The following is a 15,818-nucleotide window of genomic DNA, read 5'->3' on the forward strand; positions in this document are numbered from 1 at the left end:
TCGTGGAAATTCTCGAAAAAATGTCCGTCATCAAGGCGATGAAGGACAGAAATCTTGAGGAATCTCGAAAAAATGTCCGTCATGAGGGCGATGACGGACAGAAATCATAGGAATTCTCGAAAAAGTGTCCGTCACGAGGGCGATGACGGACAGAAATCGTGGAAATTCTCGAAAAAATGTCCGTCATCAAGGCGATGAAGGACAGAGTACCTAAGTAATATCAAAAAGTGTTCCTAGAAAAGTTAAGTCAATAGCCATCATCTCTTCTCAATCGCAATAATAAATGGCGGATTGTTCTTCTGATTCAGAAATTTATATTCCAATACATGTGCGATATTTTGATCCAGTGATTTTACATAACGCAATAAGTACTCCCGTTCGACCTTGCCTTCGGGATGTCCGTGGTAGATCACGATGACGATGATGCCTTCTGGGGCTATGATTTCTAGCAGCTGGTCGATGGCCGAGAGGGTTGTCTCGGGGACAGTGACGATGTCCTTATCACCACCGGGAAGATAGCCTAGGTTGAAAACGGCACCGGTAATTTTTCCAAAGTGCAAAGGCGGAATGCATTCGGTGATGTTTTCATGCCCGGTATGGAACAGTGTAACCTGATCCTGCAAATCATGTTCGCGAAGCTTCGTTTTGCAGGACATGAGCGCATCATCCTGAATATCAAAGCCGTAAATCCTGCCGGCAGGTCCGACAAGATTGGCTAAAAATAATGTATCATGCCCGTTGCCAACTGTAGCATCGACAGCGATATCGCCTGGCTGCACGGCAGTTTCAAGAAGGTTCCTGGCAAATGGCAGGATCCGTTCAAGCTTCATTTTCAATCACCACTTTTTTTCCAGTGTAAAATTTCCCCTGCCAGCTGTCGCGATGCTTTAATTCTTTGTCAATCGCGTTCAGTACTTCCCATTTATTGACGCTCCACATTGGACCGACCATCAGCTCGATCGGACCATCTCCGGTAATCCGGTGGATGATCATTTCAGGAGGCAGGATCTCCAACTGGTCACAAACTAATTTTACATAGTCCTCAAAGCTAAGGAATTCAAGCAATCCTTTTTCATATTGCTTGACCATCGGCGTGCCCTTCAGTAAATGCAGAAGATGGATTTTGATTCCCTGAACATCAAGCTTAGCGACTTCTTGAGCTGTTTCCATCATCATTTCAGGGGTTTCCAGCGGCAGTCCGTTGATGATATGGGAGCAAACCCTGATGCCATGCTTTCTGAGCTTGTCCACACCTTCTTTGTACACAGCATAATCATGGGCCCGGTTGATTATATTGGCTGTTTTTTCATGGACCGTCTGAAGTCCAAGCTCTACCCATAAATACGTTCGCTCGTTTAGCTCAGCCAGGTATTCCACGACATCGTCAGGCAGGCAGTCCGGTCTCGTTGCAATTGAGAGTCCGACAACGCCTTTTTCATTCAGAACGGTTTCGTATTTCTCCCGCAGCACCTCGACTGGCGCGTGTGTATTGGTGAAAGCCTGGAAATAGGCCATGTATTTACCGTCTTTCCACTTAGAATGCATTTTTTCTTTTATCTTTGCGAACTGTGTGCCGAGATCTTCTACTCTGTCACCGGCGAAATCTCCTGAACCAGCTGCGCTGCAAAATGTGCAGCCACCGTGGGCTACAGTGCCGTCACGGTTCGGGCAATCAAATCCGCCATCAAGTGCAACCTTGAAAACCTTATGGCTAAAATGGTTGCGCAGATGGTAATTCCAAGTATGATACCTTTTATCGTCTGTTGCATAGTGAAAAGGGTTGGTCTGTTTCATGCCAGAAACCTCCTAAAGCCTGTCTGTCAAAAAAATTAATAATAAAAATTGTACCATTTAAAAAACGTGAATCCAATTGCAAAAAGATTACAATGTATACCGAATACAATTGGCATCATTAAACATTGGCAAAATCGTGATAGGAAAATGTATTGTGAACAAAATAAAGAAGAAGCAGACTTTGCTTCAGCATCAAGTAAAGGAGGGGCTACAATTGGCTACACGTCAATCGGTTGACCAGTTACTTCAGCAATGTGAGGATGCAATCAATCTGGCCCAGGATCAATACAAGAATGCCGCTACTCAGGAACATTATAATGATGGCAATTACACCAATGCACTGCAGGCGCTTGAGGAAGCATATAATGATCTGGCCAAGCTTTCCTTCAGCGCAAATTCCCAGCAGCGTGAACAACTGCACAGAATGAGGCTTCAGCTTCAGCAAGTCCAAAACAATATGATTTTGCTTGATCATTAAACAGGAGGGAAAATATCTTGAAAAAACGCTCAAAGCAGAACAATCCTGAACAAAAAACGCGCAATGGCATCAATAACCAGGATCTTGAGCTTGGAATGGACCAGAATCCGGTAAAAGAAGCGAAGAAAAGATATGAAAAAAGCGGTGGACAGCCCGTAAAATCAAAATTTCATCCTGAACCAGGGCAATCTTCATAAATTTGTAACACCCTCACTTCTCAACAGAAGTGAGGTTTTTTTATGCCAGTTTCAAAATGAATTTTTTTCCTTCGCCAATTGTCCAGCTTGGGGCTGACCAGGCGCTTGCTCTTTTCTTCCAAATACCCCCCGTTCACAAATCGGATAAAACTGGCTAAAATTCCGTGATGTATATCACAGAATGAGGGCTTTTAGAAATGGTTTAAATAAGGTAGAAGAAAATGAAGCTTGAAGGATATAAAGTTTCATTTTGAATAAAACCTTAGGAAAATAAATCGACATTTTCATTGTAAATAATCTTGTGAAGATATTCACGAATTTGTCACATATAGAAAGGAGCCATTCAAATGAAAATTTTGAAGCTATTGTCCGTCATTATTTTATTATTCATATTCCAGCTGCCTGTTATGGGTAACGCTGAGGAAAAAAACAATGTCTTGAATATGGAGGAGCTAACGATTCAGGTGATGCCAGAATATTCCTACCATCCAAAAGATAAGAAAAAGAATGCCCCGCTTTTGGTCGGATATCATGGAGCATTGAAGAACAATGCGGAAGAAGCACAAAAAGGTCAGGTAGTCATCCCTCTGCCAATGGATGAAAAGAATTTCAGAATTGGTTTTGTTGCTGATTATTCTCGTGACCTTACTGAAATGAATGAAATTCGATATGAACTTGATAAGGAAAACGGGACGATATCATGGGAAACGAGTGAGGAAATACAGCCCCAAGAGATCTACAAGTTTGTGATTGAGTACTATACAGACAGCATCAAGGAAAAAGACGGCACTAAATCATTGACTTACGATTTTAAAAACTTTGCTGAGATCGGATTGTTGAACTTGATTTTTGTTGAGCCGCTTAATTCGGAAAGCTTTAAGCTGGAGCCTCCTTCAGAGCAGCATCAGAAAAACTCCTACAACATGAATATGTTTCTGTATCAAAGCCAAGGGATGAAGCCTGGTGAAGAAAAGAATATCTCACTTGAATACAAACGAGCTGACGATAGGACTACAGCGGAGATCATGGAGGCTATGGCCGGGGATGCAAACAAGGCTGGCACTGTAAAACAAAATGAAGAAAAAATGCCTCTGTGGCTTGTCATTACAGTCGTTGGCAGTGTGACAACATTTGCAGCAGTACTATTGATTTTCTTTATGAAGAAAAAGAAAGTAAAGCCGGTTAAGGATGAAGCTTCAAAGGATTATGAAGCCAAAAAGTCAAAGCTCCGTGCCATGCTTGTGGAAGGAAGCATTACCGAAGCGGAATACAACGAATTGATCAAAAAGCTGGGAGGTAGGAATTGATGTCCAAAAATAAAAAAATTGTGGTGGGGCTGGGTCTGGCAGCAGTGGCATTCGTGATCATGATGTTTTCAACAATGCCTAGCGCAGGGAGCAAGGAAATCACGATTGCCGATCTCAGCAAAAATGGTTCGAAATATGAAGGCGATTATATTATGACGCAGGGATTGCTCAATAAAGAATCTGTTAAATGGGACGCAGACAAACTGGAGCTCCGTTTCGAACTACACGAGGAAGGACAAGGAGCGCTTCAAATATTCCATAAAGGCATCAAGCCGGACAATTTCACAGAGGATGTCATCGTTTTAGTGGAAGGCTTTATCCAAAAAGACGGAGTGTTCAAAGCTGAAAAAGTCCAGACAAAATGCCCGACAAAATATGAAGGCGAAGACATGGAGAACTATGATACCGAAATGCATAAGGAAATATACAAAAATGACAAGCCGGAATAAAACAGATGGGTGGTTATCTGTATGTATTTAATTGGGAACATCTCAATTTACCTTGGCATTGTGATTTCACTTTATGGAATCATGGACAATATTGTCGGGATTAAGAAGAAAAGCGGTAAGTGGATTGAAAGTGCAAGAGGCGCAGTACTATCCCTAGCTTTTGTGGCAAGCATCGCATCCTTCCTGTTGCTTTATCTTCTCGGAACGAGCCAGTTCCAATATAAATATGTGGCTTCGTATACAAATGAGAGCCTGCCGATGGCTTATAAGCTGACAGCATTTTGGGCAGGCAACGCTGGATCCCTGTTGTTATGGGCCGTCCTTCTAGCGCTATACACGTCAATGATCGTTTTTTCAAAAGAAAAGAAGAACCCGATGATGCCATATGTTTCGAGCATTCTGCTGGTGAACATCCTGTTCTTTTTTACAGTGATGACCCTCAATGCCAACCCTTTTGAAATGACCGATAAAATTCCAGCTGACGGCAAAGGTCTTAACCCGATGCTGCAGAATCCGGGAATGATCCTGCACCCTGTCACACTCTATATGGGTTATGTCGGGCTGGCAGTACCATTCGCATTCGGAATTGCTGCTCTGATCCTGAAAAGAATGGATTCAGAATGGATCAAGCTGACGAGGAGATGGACCTTGCTTGCATGGCTGTTCCTGACGCTCGGCAATGTGATTGGCGGCTGGTGGGCATATCTTGAGCTAGGCTGGGGCGGTTACTGGGCATGGGACCCGGTTGAAAATGCCTCGTTCCTTCCATGGCTGACTGTATCCGCGTTCCTGCACTCAGTGATGATCCAGGAACGGAAAAACATGCTGAAAACCTGGAATGTAAGCTTGATCATTCTTTCTTACATCCTGACACTTTTTGGAACCTTCCTTGTCAGGAGCGGAATCCTGACGAGTGTCCATGCGTTCGGTGACAGTAATCTGGGTACTTACTTCCTTGTTTTCATGGCTTTCATGATGCTGTTTTCTCTGTATATCGTGATGACAAGGTATGGACTGATTAAAAAAGACAGCAGTCCAATTGAAGCTTATTTCTCAAAAGAAAGCAGCTTCCTGCTGAACAACCTGATTCTGGTGGCTGCCGCGTTCGCTGTTTTCTGGGGGACAATGTATCCGCTGATTTCAGAAACTTTTACAGGCACAAAGGTTAATGTCGGAGCACCATATTTTAATACAGTCATGGCTCCGATCTTGCTTGTGCTAATCATATTGATGGGCATCTGCCCGCTGATTGCATGGCAAAAAGCGGTCTTTGAAAAATTCATGAAGAACACGCTTTGGCCGCTGGCAATGGGTGTGGCAACAGCCATCATCCTGCTCGCTTTTGGCGTCAAGGGAATTTACGCGATTATCGGCCTGTCGGCAACAAGCTTCATGTTCGGGACGCACCTGCAAGAATTCGCTAGAGGCATCAGTGCCAGACGGAAAGCAACGAAGGAAAACATCCTGAAGGCTGCTTTCAAACTGACGGTAAAAAACCAGCGCCGCTACGGTGGCTATATCGTGCACATCGGAATTGCGGTCATCGCAGTGGGTGTCATTTCTTCGCACACTTACTCAACAGAAGTGTTGAAAACGGTAGATGCCGGCAACAGCATCAAAACCGGGGATTACAGCCTTAGATTCAACGAACTGACCGAACATACGAAAAACGGCAACGGAATAGTGGTGGCTGATATCGATGTGACCTATAAGGGTAAGAACATCGGCAAAATCAAGCCAGAAAAAATCTTTTACGAAACATGGACTGAACCATCAACAGAAGTAGCAATCAAGACGAACTGGAGCCAGGATTTGTACGTGGTATTAAGCTCCTGGGAGAACAAAGACAAAGTGACGTTCATGGTAAAAGTAAATCCGTTCGTCAGCTGGATATGGATGGGCGGCATCATCATGGTGATCGGCACAGCATTCGCCCTCATAGGCGGCAGGCCGTCAACATCCCGCTATCAAATCAATAAAGGCATCTCGAGAGTGGGAGGGTGAAGAAGATGAATAAGAAAATTCTTTTAACAACACTTCTTTTGCTTATCCTGATTCCAAGTATAACGACAGCTTTTACTTACAATTCGAAGGAATTCAAGCACATCATCGGCCAGCTTGATATGCAGGGCCATGCTGATCATGAACTATCCACCTGTTCAGTAAAAAAAAATCTATTACGATGAAGTAGTTGAAATGCTGAATGGCGGCAAATCAGAACCGGAAATCATCCAGTCCTATGTTGATGAATACGGGCAGGCAGCCTTGAGAACTCCGGGCGGCGGCACAAGTGGCTGGATTGCCTGGGGAATGCCAGCTGCGGGAGTGGGGATTGGCAGTGTGATTGTCGGTGTCTGGCTCAGGAAATTAACGGCCAAAAAAGCAGAATCAAAGCTTGTGACAAAGGCTGAATGGAATTCGGAAGTTGAAAAAGAAATTGCGGCAAAAACATTTGACGAAGAGCGCCGGAAGCTTTTCTAGGAGCTGATCAAAATGGATTATCTATTTTTAATAATTGGTTCACTCGTAATCATTACTTGCTTTTACTTCATCATTTCACCTTTCTTCTTGGCTGGCGATGGGGCCTGCTGAGGAAATGGAGACAGAGAGTGAAAAGCTGACGCTTGAGCAGGTTTACAGTGCTGTGAATGAGCTGGAAATGGACTTCTTAATGAAGAAAATCACTCGTGAGGATTTTGAAAAATTGAAAGAAGATTACCAATTGCTCGCGGTCGAAATGTTAAAGGAAGAAGCGCAAGGACGCAAGGCAAAACATCTCCAAAAGAACAAAAAGAAGATAAAGGATGCCGAAGCAGAGGCAGAAATTCTTAAAGAACTGAAAAAGCTTCGCCAGCAGAAGGAGTGATAGTATGGCGCCAGCCTACCATCCTGAATGGCTTGTGAACTTCTGGCTCAGTACTCCGGGTGTGAACATGGTGAATCCGCACTATTTGCTGATCGTTTTAACTGCTGTGATTATTGTTTTGTGGTTTTTGCGAAAGCAGAGGAAACCTGCCGTGCACATTCTTGGTGAGGAAGACCAGTTGTTCAAACATCTTTTACTCAGAAAAAAAGTGATCGAAGGGGAGCTGGCCGGTCTCGAAGCAAGGCTGTCAGCATCAGAAATCACTGAAGAGAACTTTAAAAAACTGAAACTTGATTACCAGAGTCATCTCGCCGAGGTAAACAAAGAACTCGAACAATACACTTAACGAAAGAGTTGGGGACCATGCTGGAACTGAAGAAAATGACCAAAATGCTGGGCGACAAACTCGTCTTAAGGAACATCACCCTTTCATTGGAAAAAGGGGAAATCTTAGCGGTGATTGTCCCGAACGGAGCAGGAAAGAGCACCTTCTTTAAATGCACAGTCGGACTCCTTCAGCCAACGAGCGGGGAAATTCTCCTGGATGGAAAGCTTGTTAAGAAAAATACAGCTGAGATTAAGCAGCGGATTGGCTTTTTAGGTCATGAATCATTTTTGTACAATAATCTGTCCCCGCTCGAAAATCTCAAATTTTATGGAAAGCTTTACAAAGTAAAGCACCTGGACAGGAAAGCCAATGAACTTTTGAAAGAAGTGGGGCTCTATCTTTTTCGCGATATGCCCATTCGCTCCTTTTCAAGAGGAATGATGCAAAGACTGGCCATCGCCAGAGTGCTGCTGCCTGACCCGGATATCCTGATGCTTGATGAACCGCATACGGGTCTTGATCAGGAGGCTGTGGCATTGCTGAATAAAATCATTAAAAACAAACGGGACATCGGGACTTCAATCCTGATCATCTCTCATGATTTTGAGCAGGTGCATGCACTTGCTGACAGAGCCGCCGTACTAAAAAAAGGCAAGATCGTCTCAACAAGGCGCCTTGGAAAAGAAGTAAGCCTGGCAGAGATGAAAACCTGGTACGAAGCAGAGGTGAAGAGCTCATGATTTCGATCCTTAGAGATGCTTGGACGATTGCCAGCAAAGATCTGAGCAATGAGATCAAAACTAAGCAGACAATCGGCATGATGATCATCTTCTCAAGTCTCGTCGTCTTGATTTTCAGCTTTGCATTCGATCCGACAAACAATATGGTAAAGGCTGTCATTCCAGGGCTTGTCTGGCTGATTACCGTCTTTTCCGGAATCCTCGGGCTAAATCGTTCCTTTCTTTCTGAGCATGAAAACGATGCGCTGACAGGACTGCGCTCGGCACCGATCGACCCTTCCAGCATCTATCTTGGAAAGGTTTTGGCGAACTTCATCCTTGTTACGGCAGTGCAGCTGGTAAGCATTCCAGTGTTGTTCCTGCTGTTCGACTACCGCTTTTTCGGAAAAGTAAGCTGGTTCATCCTTGTGGTCATCATCGGCACGCTCGGATTCATTATCGTCGGGACCTTCCTGGCTGCGCTTTCGGCGAACGCCAAGAACAGTGAGATGCTTTTGCCGGTATTGCTCCTGCCGCTGCTAAGTCCGCTGCTGATCGCCGGGGTCCAGGCAACAAGGATCATTCTTGAAAATGAAGGGATTGCAGATGCAGCTTCCTGGATCAGATTGATGGCTGCTTACGATTTATTGTTCCTGGCGGCGTGCTTTTTCTTATTCGAATTTATTATGGAGGGATCTTGATGAAAAAGAATACTGGCATTATCGACCGGCTGCTGCTGTTTACGTTGATTCCGACAGTTTTTATCGCGCTTTATCTGATTTTTATATGGTCGCCTGTAGAAAAATTCATGGGCGCTTCACAGAAGATTTTCTACTTTCATGTAGGCAGTGCCTGGGTAGCCTTTTTGGCCTTCGGAGTTGTTGGCTATTACAGCGTGAGGGTGCTGATCAAACCAAGGCTTCAGCATCATATCAATGCCGGAATTTCAGCTGAAATTGGTGTGCTTTTCACGACCATCACACTGATTACCGGCATGATCTGGGGAAAATCAAGCTGGAATACATGGTGGACTTGGGAACCGCGTCTAGCGACAACCCTGATTCTATGGTTCATCTATGTTGCTTATCTGTTCGTCCGCAAGATGGATGGCTCAATGGAAAAAATCGCGAGGCTATCAGCTGTTTTTGGAATCATTGGTGTCATCAATGTCCCGATTGTCTTCATGGCAATTCGCTGGTGGAACACGAAGCTGCATCCGGTTGTGTTCGGTGAAGGCAAAAACCAGTCAGGCGGCGGAGTTGAACCAGATATGCTGGTCGCATTGCTGTTCTCGATTTTTACGATTACCTTGCTGTATGCGTTCTTGATGCGCAAAGGTATCGAAATTGAAAAAATGAGGCACATAGTCAAAAAAGCAAAATCAAAAGCAATGGAAAAGCTAGCAGGATAATTACTAAGGAGGAGTTTAAAATGACTTACTTATTCATGGCTTACTCAGTTATTTGGACGTTGATCGCTGGTTATGTTGTAGTGCTTGGCCGCCGCCAGAAGCAGTTGAAGAAAGAGCTCGAACTTCTGGAAGAATGGAACTCAGATTTTTAAAAAGCGGGTGAATAGAATGGGCAAAAAGATTGTTCCGATCATTGTCATCGCTGCCGTCATCGGAGTTCTCGGCTTTTTGGTCAGCGGACTGGGAGGAAAAGCATCGGACCAGCCTGGTGACCAGTCCATCGATTTTGAGCTGCAGGATATCGAAGGCAACACGTATAAATTATCGGATTTTAAAGGCAAGCCAGTAGTGCTTAACTTTTTCGCGACCTGGTGCGCACCGTGCATTGACGAAGCTCCTGAACTGGAAGCATTCGGTAAGGAGTATAAGGATGCGAAGCTTTTGATCCTTGCTAAAGGCGAATCGAAAAAACGAATGGGAAAATACATTTCGGAAAGCGGCTCTGAGCTTACGTATCTTTTAGATACAAAAGAAGACATTTCAAAAGATTACAACGTCATCGGCCAGCCTGAAACCATCATCATCGATGGTAACGGTGTCATTGTTGAACGTTTCTCCGGCCCGACAACGAAGGACGATTTAATCAGAATGATCCAGGAAAACGTTTCACCATAACCTTGGTTAAAGCACACCCGTGTTTTAATAAAGCTGTTTTTTAGTTGAACCATGAGAAAACAGATTTTAGTAGATTGCGAGAATCCGCTTTAAGGGAGGTGAAAAAGATGCTGAAAAAGCTACTGGGAATAGACAAAAAGATGCTGTTATTCATTGGCCTATTTGCTGGAATCATTGTTTCTGTCGTCACTGTCAAAACGCTTGCTTATACCGATTCACCGGAATTTTGCTCGAGCTGCCATATCATGACAGAGGTCCATGATTCATTCTCTGATTCCAATCACGCCGGTCTGTCCTGCGGAGACTGCCATTTACCGCATGATAGCATGGTGAATAAATACACCTATAAGGCAAAGGCCGGAATGACGCATGTGTATTTCAACACGCTTGGTGAAGCAAAGATCCCGAAGGTGCTTCACGCAACGGAAGGTTCTGAGGAAGTCATCAATGAGAACTGCATCAGCTGCCATGAGAATACGCTGGACAACATCTCACATGATGCGAAAGACAGCTGTTCAAGCTGCCACCAGGCAATACCGCACGGCAAAGGCTTTAAAACAGAAGACTATTTTAAACCGCCGAAACCAGGCGAGCTTTTAGAAAATAAAGGAGGTACGATGAACAATGGCTAGAAATTTCCGCTGGGCATTCTTGCTCCTTGCGGCTGTCATGCTCATCATAACAGGCTGCTCGAGCTCGGAAGATGAAGCAACTTCCGCAAGCGAGCTGAAAACTGGGCTGAGCAAAGATGAAATCAGCAACGAGGCCTTCAAGGACCTTTTCCCGCTGCAATATGACAGCTACAAGCAAAATGAAAAAATGGAGGATACGAAGTACAGCGGTTCCGTCAAACGAAGCAAGTTCGATCATGACAAGGAACCGTATCTGCCAGTCCTTTTTAACGGCTATGGCTTTGCGACTGAGTACAATGAGGATCGCGGCCATATCTATGCCAATGAGGATGTCCGGGCAATCGCTCGTATCACTGACAAATCAATCGGATCATGCTTAACCTGTAAGTCGACTGCTGTTCCTCACATGATTGAGGAAATGGGAGACGATTACTGGGGGGGCAATTTTAACAAAGATATCTGGCTAAAAGCAGAAGCGATGGGCCATTCACCAATCGGCTGCTCAGACTGCCATGATCCACAGACAATGGATTTGCGAGTTACCCGTCCAAGCTTTATCAAGGGAATGGAATCTCAGGGTATCGACATGTCCAATCCGACGAAGAATGATATGAGAAACTATGTTTGCGGCCAGTGTCACGTAGAGTACTACTTCGCAGCAGATAACGGAGAAGTAACGTATCCTTGGGCAAATGGCTTCGAGTCTGAAGATATGTACGAATACTATGAAACGACTGCTAAAGAGCAAGGTTTCGAGAAGGACTGGGTCCACAACGTTTCAGGAACGCCAATGCTAAAAGCGCAGCATCCTGACTTTGAGACTCATATAGAAGGACCGCATGGTGAAGCAGGAGTCACATGTTCAGACTGTCACATGCCATATGACAGGGTGGATGGAAAAAAAGAAAATCAGCTCACACTGGTGGACATCTCCACTGAAGACGATGGATCGGTCATGTGCAACCTGCCATACGAACAGAGATATGGATGAACTGAAAGAGCGTGTAATCGGTATCCAGGATAAACATATGGAAGCACTTCATAAGGCCGAGGATATATCGATCACCTCGCATTATTACGTAAATAAGATGATTACTTCTGGCGTAACCGAAGAGAAAATCAAGCAAGCTCAGGAGCATATCAGAAAAGGACAATGGTTCTGGGATATGGTTGCAGCTGAAAGTGCGGCAGGATTCCATAACCCGCAGGGAGCAATGGATTCATTGAGAGTATCGATTGAAGAGTCGAATGAGGCCATCAATCTTGCTATCGAGGAATTGACCAAGAAAGGTGTAAATCTTGAAGAGGTCAAAGAAGAGATTGAAAAGGTGAAGAAGGCTGTTTACGACGAAAAAGATAACTTCAAGAAGAAAGAAAAAGCAGTGAACAGTTACTTCCCAGCACAACAGCCAGCTCCGAAAAAATAGAGAATAGTAAATTTAGAGAAAAGATAAATAGGAAAACACTGTGCAAATGGTAGTTTGTACGGTGTTTTCTTTAGTTTCACAGAAAATGGATGGAGTGTCAATATTCCCGGATTCATTTTTAAATATTCCTGCGAATACATGATGGGCCAGAAAGCATTATCCAGGAAAAACCCCCGTAGTTCCGCAATCTTAAAATACCACGTACTTTTTCATTGCTTACCAGGAAATTAAAAAATATTTAAGTGTGATAACTACATGTAGTTTTCATAATCCAGCTCCAGCACCTAGCCCTCGAGACGCTTGTCTAGTGTCGCCTCCTAGAATCTCCGAAACTTCAACTCCGCCGGCAGAAGCAAAAAGCGCTTCTTTGGCGGAGTCTCCAGTTTCTGCGTTTCTGAGCAGTCGGCTATACATTTCGATTTCGGTCCTGCCAATGAAGTCAAAGAACGACTTCACTGTCAGGCCCTCCAGCGCTTGTCGGGGCTAAACGAGGCGCTTGTGCTTTTTGTTCATTCCACTTCAAAAAAATAGAAAATTTCAACTTCAAATTCTGCTAAAATTCCTATTGCAACCAATTGTGAAAAGCTCTAGAATTACTTTGGTATTGTATAGGGAATTTAAATTATATGCTGTTTGGGTTACTATATAAGTTTTTCTTAATCCAGCTCCAGCGCCTAGCCCCTCGAGTCACTTGTCTAGCTGCGGCTCCTAACTCCTCGAGACGCTAGTCTAGTGTCGCCTCCTAGAAACTCCGAAACTTCAACTTTTCCGGCAGAAGCAAGAAGCGCTTCTTTGTCGGAGTCTCCAGTTTCTGTGTTTCTGGACAGTCGGCTATACTTTTCGAGTTCAGTCCTGCCAATGAAGTCAAAGAACGACTTCACGGTCAGGCCCTCCAGCGCTTTTCGGAGTTGAGCAGTCGCCTCCGCCTTTTCGAGTTCGGTCCGCCCAATGAAGTCAAAGAACGACTTCACCGTTCGTCCCTCCAGTGCTTGTCGGGGCTGAACAAGGCGCTTGCGCTTTTTGTTTTTTCGAAATTAATTCAGTGAAAGAAGGCGTTACATGATGCCTAGAGCCTTGTGGCTTTTAATTATCGGGATGGCAGTCAATGTTACTGGATCTTCATTTTTATATAGGCCTCTGAACACTATCTATATACATGATCACCTCGGCAAATCGTTGTCTGTTGCCGGAATCGTACTGATGCTAAACTCTGCTGCCAGCGTTATTGGGAATCTTTTTGGCGGGAGTCTTTTTGATAAAATCGGCGGTTATAAGTCTATTATTCTTGGAATCAGCATAACCATCCTGGCGCTGCTTGGCTTGACCTTATGGCCTGGCTGGCCGCAGTATATTTTCTTTTTGACGCTGGTTGGTTTTGGTTCTGGAATCGTCTTTCCGGCGATGTACGCAATGGCAGGGTCGGTCTGGAAGGAAGGCGGCCGTAAAGCATTCAACGCCATTTATGTCGCACAGAACCTCGGAGTGGCAGTTGGAGCTGCGTTAGGTGGACTTGTCGCATCTTATTCATTCCAGCTGATTTTCATGGCGAACGCCGCCATGTACCTGATTTTCATGATGATCGCTATTTTTGGTTATCGCAGCATCGACACTCGGGCAGCGAAGCAAACGAACGTCCTCCAGGAAAACGGGGCCATCAAAAACCATACCAAGCTGTATGCGCTGCTTATCCTTGCTGTTGGCTACTTGCTTTGCTGGGTTGGTTACGTACAGTGGCAAACAACGATCGCAGCTTATACACAGGAATTGAACATCTCTCTGAACCAGTATAGTATTCTCTGGACAATCAACGGCGCACTGATCGTTCTTGGCCAGCCAATTGTAAATAGGCTGATTAAGCCGTTCCAGAATAAATTGAAGCAGCAAATCATCATCGGCATGGTCATTTTCATGGTTTCTTATGCAGTTGCAGCAGGAGCTCAAGCTTTCTCAGGCTTCGTGGCTGCTATGGTGATCCTGACGATTGGCGAAATGATGATTTGGCCAGCTGTTCCGACGATCGCAAATGACCTCGCGCCAAAAGGCCGGGAAGGCTTTTACCAGGGAATCGTCAACAGCACTGCAACGGGCGGAAGGATGATTGGCCCGCTCATGGGTGGAATCCTTGTTGACCTGCATGGTATGCCAATGCTATTCGCAATCCTGATTGCGCTCATGTTTGTTGGGGTCTTTACTACAGTAATTTATGATCGGAAATTAAAGGAATCACACGAAGTTGCTGCACAAGCATAAAGATAGAATGGAGCTGGGGTTAGTTGCCTGGCTTCTATTTTTTTTAGATAAGTAGGTTGTGAATTATTCAGCTCCAGTTGACTTATCAGGGCGGATCGAGAGGCTTCCGTTCTTATCGGTCACAATTTATGCAATTTTTCTCGATAAAAAATGCATATTTTTCATCTAATATAGAAAAGTGAGATTATGATATAATCATACTTTGAAAGACAAGGGGGTGATTGGGTTGAAATTTAAAATCCTCGGAATGGCGTTTTTGGCTGCCGGTTTATTAACTGCCTGTAATGGCGGGGAGGAATCTGCGGAACCTGAAAAACAACAACAAGACATCAAGAAATTGGTGAGTGATTACAGCACAGATAAAATTGAGGGCCACAAAGCTTCCATCACCTCAAATGAGCTGACGATTGCCGACAGTGAAGGGGACAAGCAAGTCTATGACATTTCGGACGAAGACTTCTTTGTCTCAATCGCACCTTATGAAAATCAAACCCATCCTTGAACGAATCATAGCTTGACAGGTTGTCAAGGTGAACTGGTTGAAAAAGAGTTTGATGTATATATTGAGGATGAGGATGGAAACGTGGTCGTTGATGAGAAAATGACATCCCACCAGAATGGTTTCATCGATTTGTGGCTTCCTCGTGATAAAAAGTTCAAAACAACGATTGGATATAACGGGAAAACTGTAGAATCAGAAATTTCCACTTTTGAGAATGACGCCACTTGTATTACAACAATGCAGCTAATGTAGACTAAAGCACCTATTTTCAGGTGCTTTTTTTTATTGTTTAGGAAATTAAAAATTTATTTAGTGTGGAAAACTACATGTATTTTTTAAATTCAGCTCCAGCGCCTAGCCCCTCGAGTCGCTTGTCCTGCTGCGGCTCCTAACTCCTCGAGACGTTTCGGTCCTGCCAATGAAGTCAAAGAGCGACTTCACTGTCAGGCCCTCCAACGCTTGTCGGAGTTGAGCAGTCGCCTCCGCTTTTCGAATTGTCTAGCTTTGGCTCCTAACTCCTCGAGACGTTTCGGTCCTGCCAATGAGGTCAAAGATCGACTTCACTGTCAGGCCCTCCAACGCTTGTCGGAGTTGGGCAGTCGCCTCCGCATTTCGAATTGTCTAGTGTCGCCTCCTAGAAACTCCGAAACTTCAACTCCGCCGGCAGAAGCAAAAAGCGCTTCTTTGTCGGAGTCTCCAGTTTCTCCGTTTCTGGACAGTCGGCTATACAATTCGATTTCGGTCCGCTCAGGTGAAGTCAAAGAACGACTTCACCGGTCGGCC

The 15,818-nt window shown here is 44.6% G+C and carries 24 protein-coding genes; 19 read left to right on the plus strand and 5 right to left on the minus strand.

From position 1 onward, the window contains the following. Positions 1 to 257: 257 nt before the first annotated feature. Complete coding sequence (locus LC048_RS03170) at positions 258 to 830, minus strand: tRNA 5-(aminomethyl)-2-thiouridylate-methyltransferase MnmM (RefSeq protein ID WP_306049407.1); 573 nt, start codon at positions 828 to 830, stop codon at positions 258 to 260. After that, the gene (locus LC048_RS03175) at positions 820 to 1,794 is read right to left on the minus strand and encodes a tRNA modification radical SAM protein MnmL/YtqA (RefSeq protein ID WP_306049409.1); all 975 of its coding nucleotides are present in this window, start codon (positions 1,792 to 1,794) and stop codon (positions 820 to 822) included. The genes LC048_RS03170 and LC048_RS03175 overlap by 11 nt, the downstream gene beginning before the upstream one ends. Positions 1,795 to 2,008: 214 nt before the next feature. Here LC048_RS03175 and LC048_RS03180 point away from each other — a divergent pair, with 214 nt between their 5' ends. The 17 genes from LC048_RS03180 (at position 2,009) to LC048_RS03260 (ending at position 12,283) form a co-directional block, all read left to right on the plus strand. Beyond that, positions 2,009 to 2,272: a YtzC family protein gene (locus LC048_RS03180; protein ID WP_226606731.1), complete on the plus strand. Its 264-nt coding sequence runs from the start codon at positions 2,009 to 2,011 to the stop codon at positions 2,270 to 2,272. A gap of 17 nt (positions 2,273 to 2,289) precedes the next feature. After that, positions 2,290 to 2,469 carry a glycogen biosynthesis protein GlgD gene (locus tag LC048_RS03185; RefSeq protein WP_226606729.1) on the plus strand — a complete coding sequence of 60 codons (180 nt, stop codon included), beginning with the start codon at positions 2,290 to 2,292 and terminating at the stop codon, positions 2,467 to 2,469. A 347-nt stretch (positions 2,470 to 2,816) separates the two neighbouring features. Next, positions 2,817 to 3,776: a hypothetical protein gene (locus tag LC048_RS03190; protein WP_226606726.1), complete on the plus strand. Its 960-nt coding sequence runs from the start codon at positions 2,817 to 2,819 to the stop codon at positions 3,774 to 3,776. Continuing rightward, positions 3,776 to 4,225, plus strand: a complete 450-nt coding sequence (locus LC048_RS03195; RefSeq protein ID WP_226606724.1) for a cytochrome c maturation protein CcmE — start codon at positions 3,776 to 3,778, stop codon at positions 4,223 to 4,225. Before LC048_RS03190 ends, LC048_RS03195 begins: the two co-directional genes overlap by 1 nt. Positions 4,226 to 4,246: 21 nt before the next feature. Further along, positions 4,247 to 6,229, plus strand: coding sequence for a heme lyase CcmF/NrfE family subunit (locus LC048_RS03200; RefSeq protein ID WP_306049411.1), 1,983 nt, complete (start codon positions 4,247 to 4,249; stop codon positions 6,227 to 6,229). A 5-nt stretch (positions 6,230 to 6,234) separates the two neighbouring features. Then, positions 6,235 to 6,411, plus strand: a complete 177-nt coding sequence (locus LC048_RS03205; protein WP_306049413.1) for a hypothetical protein — start codon at positions 6,235 to 6,237, stop codon at positions 6,409 to 6,411. Between the two features lie 10 nt (positions 6,412 to 6,421). Then, positions 6,422 to 6,706 carry a cytochrome c-type biogenesis protein CcmH gene (locus LC048_RS03210; RefSeq protein ID WP_306049415.1) on the plus strand — a complete coding sequence of 95 codons (285 nt, stop codon included), beginning with the start codon at positions 6,422 to 6,424 and terminating at the stop codon, positions 6,704 to 6,706. Positions 6,707 to 6,821: 115 nt separating this feature from the next. Continuing rightward, a complete protein-coding gene (locus tag LC048_RS03215; protein ID WP_306049416.1) occupies positions 6,822 to 7,091 on the plus strand; it encodes a hypothetical protein in 270 nt (89 codons plus the stop codon). Between the two features lie 4 nt (positions 7,092 to 7,095). Continuing rightward, positions 7,096 to 7,437 carry a hypothetical protein gene (locus LC048_RS03220; RefSeq protein ID WP_226606716.1) on the plus strand — a complete coding sequence of 114 codons (342 nt, stop codon included), beginning with the start codon at positions 7,096 to 7,098 and terminating at the stop codon, positions 7,435 to 7,437. A gap of 17 nt (positions 7,438 to 7,454) precedes the next feature. Continuing rightward, positions 7,455 to 8,159: a heme ABC exporter ATP-binding protein CcmA gene (gene ccmA / locus LC048_RS03225; RefSeq protein ID WP_306049418.1), complete on the plus strand. Its 705-nt coding sequence runs from the start codon at positions 7,455 to 7,457 to the stop codon at positions 8,157 to 8,159. After that, positions 8,156 to 8,839: a heme exporter protein CcmB gene (locus LC048_RS03230; protein ID WP_226606712.1), complete on the plus strand. Its 684-nt coding sequence runs from the start codon at positions 8,156 to 8,158 to the stop codon at positions 8,837 to 8,839. Before ccmA ends, LC048_RS03230 begins: the two co-directional genes overlap by 4 nt. Beyond that, on the plus strand, positions 8,839 to 9,549 hold the full coding sequence (locus LC048_RS03235) for a cytochrome c biogenesis protein (RefSeq protein ID WP_264188535.1): 711 nt from the start codon (positions 8,839 to 8,841) through the stop codon (positions 9,547 to 9,549). The genes LC048_RS03230 and LC048_RS03235 overlap by 1 nt, the downstream gene beginning before the upstream one ends. Before the next feature lie 20 nt (positions 9,550 to 9,569). Further along, the gene (locus LC048_RS03240; protein WP_023626909.1) at positions 9,570 to 9,701 is read left to right on the plus strand and encodes a CcmD family protein; all 132 of its coding nucleotides are present in this window, start codon (positions 9,570 to 9,572) and stop codon (positions 9,699 to 9,701) included. Positions 9,702 to 9,717: 16 nt separating this feature from the next. Beyond that, on the plus strand, positions 9,718 to 10,224 hold the full coding sequence (locus tag LC048_RS03245; RefSeq protein ID WP_306049421.1) for a TlpA family protein disulfide reductase: 507 nt from the start codon (positions 9,718 to 9,720) through the stop codon (positions 10,222 to 10,224). A gap of 107 nt (positions 10,225 to 10,331) precedes the next feature. Further along, a complete protein-coding gene (locus LC048_RS03250; RefSeq protein WP_226606703.1) occupies positions 10,332 to 10,856 on the plus strand; it encodes a cytochrome c3 family protein in 525 nt (174 codons plus the stop codon). Then, positions 10,849 to 11,847 carry an ammonia-forming cytochrome c nitrite reductase subunit c552 gene (locus LC048_RS03255; RefSeq protein ID WP_306049423.1) on the plus strand — a complete coding sequence of 333 codons (999 nt, stop codon included), beginning with the start codon at positions 10,849 to 10,851 and terminating at the stop codon, positions 11,845 to 11,847. Before LC048_RS03250 ends, LC048_RS03255 begins: the two co-directional genes overlap by 8 nt. After that, a complete protein-coding gene (locus LC048_RS03260) occupies positions 11,750 to 12,283 on the plus strand; it encodes an ammonia-forming cytochrome c nitrite reductase subunit c552 (protein ID WP_306049425.1) in 534 nt (177 codons plus the stop codon). Before LC048_RS03255 ends, LC048_RS03260 begins: the two co-directional genes overlap by 98 nt. Before the next feature lie 264 nt (positions 12,284 to 12,547). On the opposite strand, the gene LC048_RS03265 is transcribed toward LC048_RS03260, so the two are convergent. After that, complete coding sequence (locus LC048_RS03265; protein ID WP_226606699.1) at positions 12,548 to 12,739, minus strand: hypothetical protein; 192 nt, start codon at positions 12,737 to 12,739, stop codon at positions 12,548 to 12,550. A 239-nt stretch (positions 12,740 to 12,978) separates the two neighbouring features. After that, positions 12,979 to 13,254 (minus strand): hypothetical protein, encoded by a 276-nt coding sequence (locus tag LC048_RS03270; RefSeq protein ID WP_226606697.1) that lies wholly within the window; start codon positions 13,252 to 13,254, stop codon positions 12,979 to 12,981. 91 nt (positions 13,255 to 13,345) lie between these two features. Here LC048_RS03270 and LC048_RS03275 point away from each other — a divergent pair, with 91 nt between their 5' ends. Next, complete coding sequence (locus LC048_RS03275) at positions 13,346 to 14,533, plus strand: MDR family MFS transporter (RefSeq protein WP_306050424.1); 1,188 nt, start codon at positions 13,346 to 13,348, stop codon at positions 14,531 to 14,533. Positions 14,534 to 14,759: 226 nt separating this feature from the next. Then, positions 14,760 to 15,287, plus strand: coding sequence for a CueP family metal-binding protein (locus tag LC048_RS03280; RefSeq protein ID WP_264188534.1), 528 nt, complete (start codon positions 14,760 to 14,762; stop codon positions 15,285 to 15,287). A 314-nt stretch (positions 15,288 to 15,601) separates the two neighbouring features. On the opposite strand, the gene LC048_RS03285 is transcribed toward LC048_RS03280, so the two are convergent. After that, positions 15,602 to 15,796: a hypothetical protein gene (locus tag LC048_RS03285; RefSeq protein ID WP_226601876.1), complete on the minus strand. Its 195-nt coding sequence runs from the start codon at positions 15,794 to 15,796 to the stop codon at positions 15,602 to 15,604. Between the last annotated feature and the right edge of the window lie 22 nt (positions 15,797 to 15,818).

It is taken from the genome of Mesobacillus subterraneus (assembly GCF_020524355.2).
Lineage (GTDB): Bacteria > Bacillota > Bacilli > Bacillales > Cytobacillaceae > Mesobacillus > Mesobacillus subterraneus_C.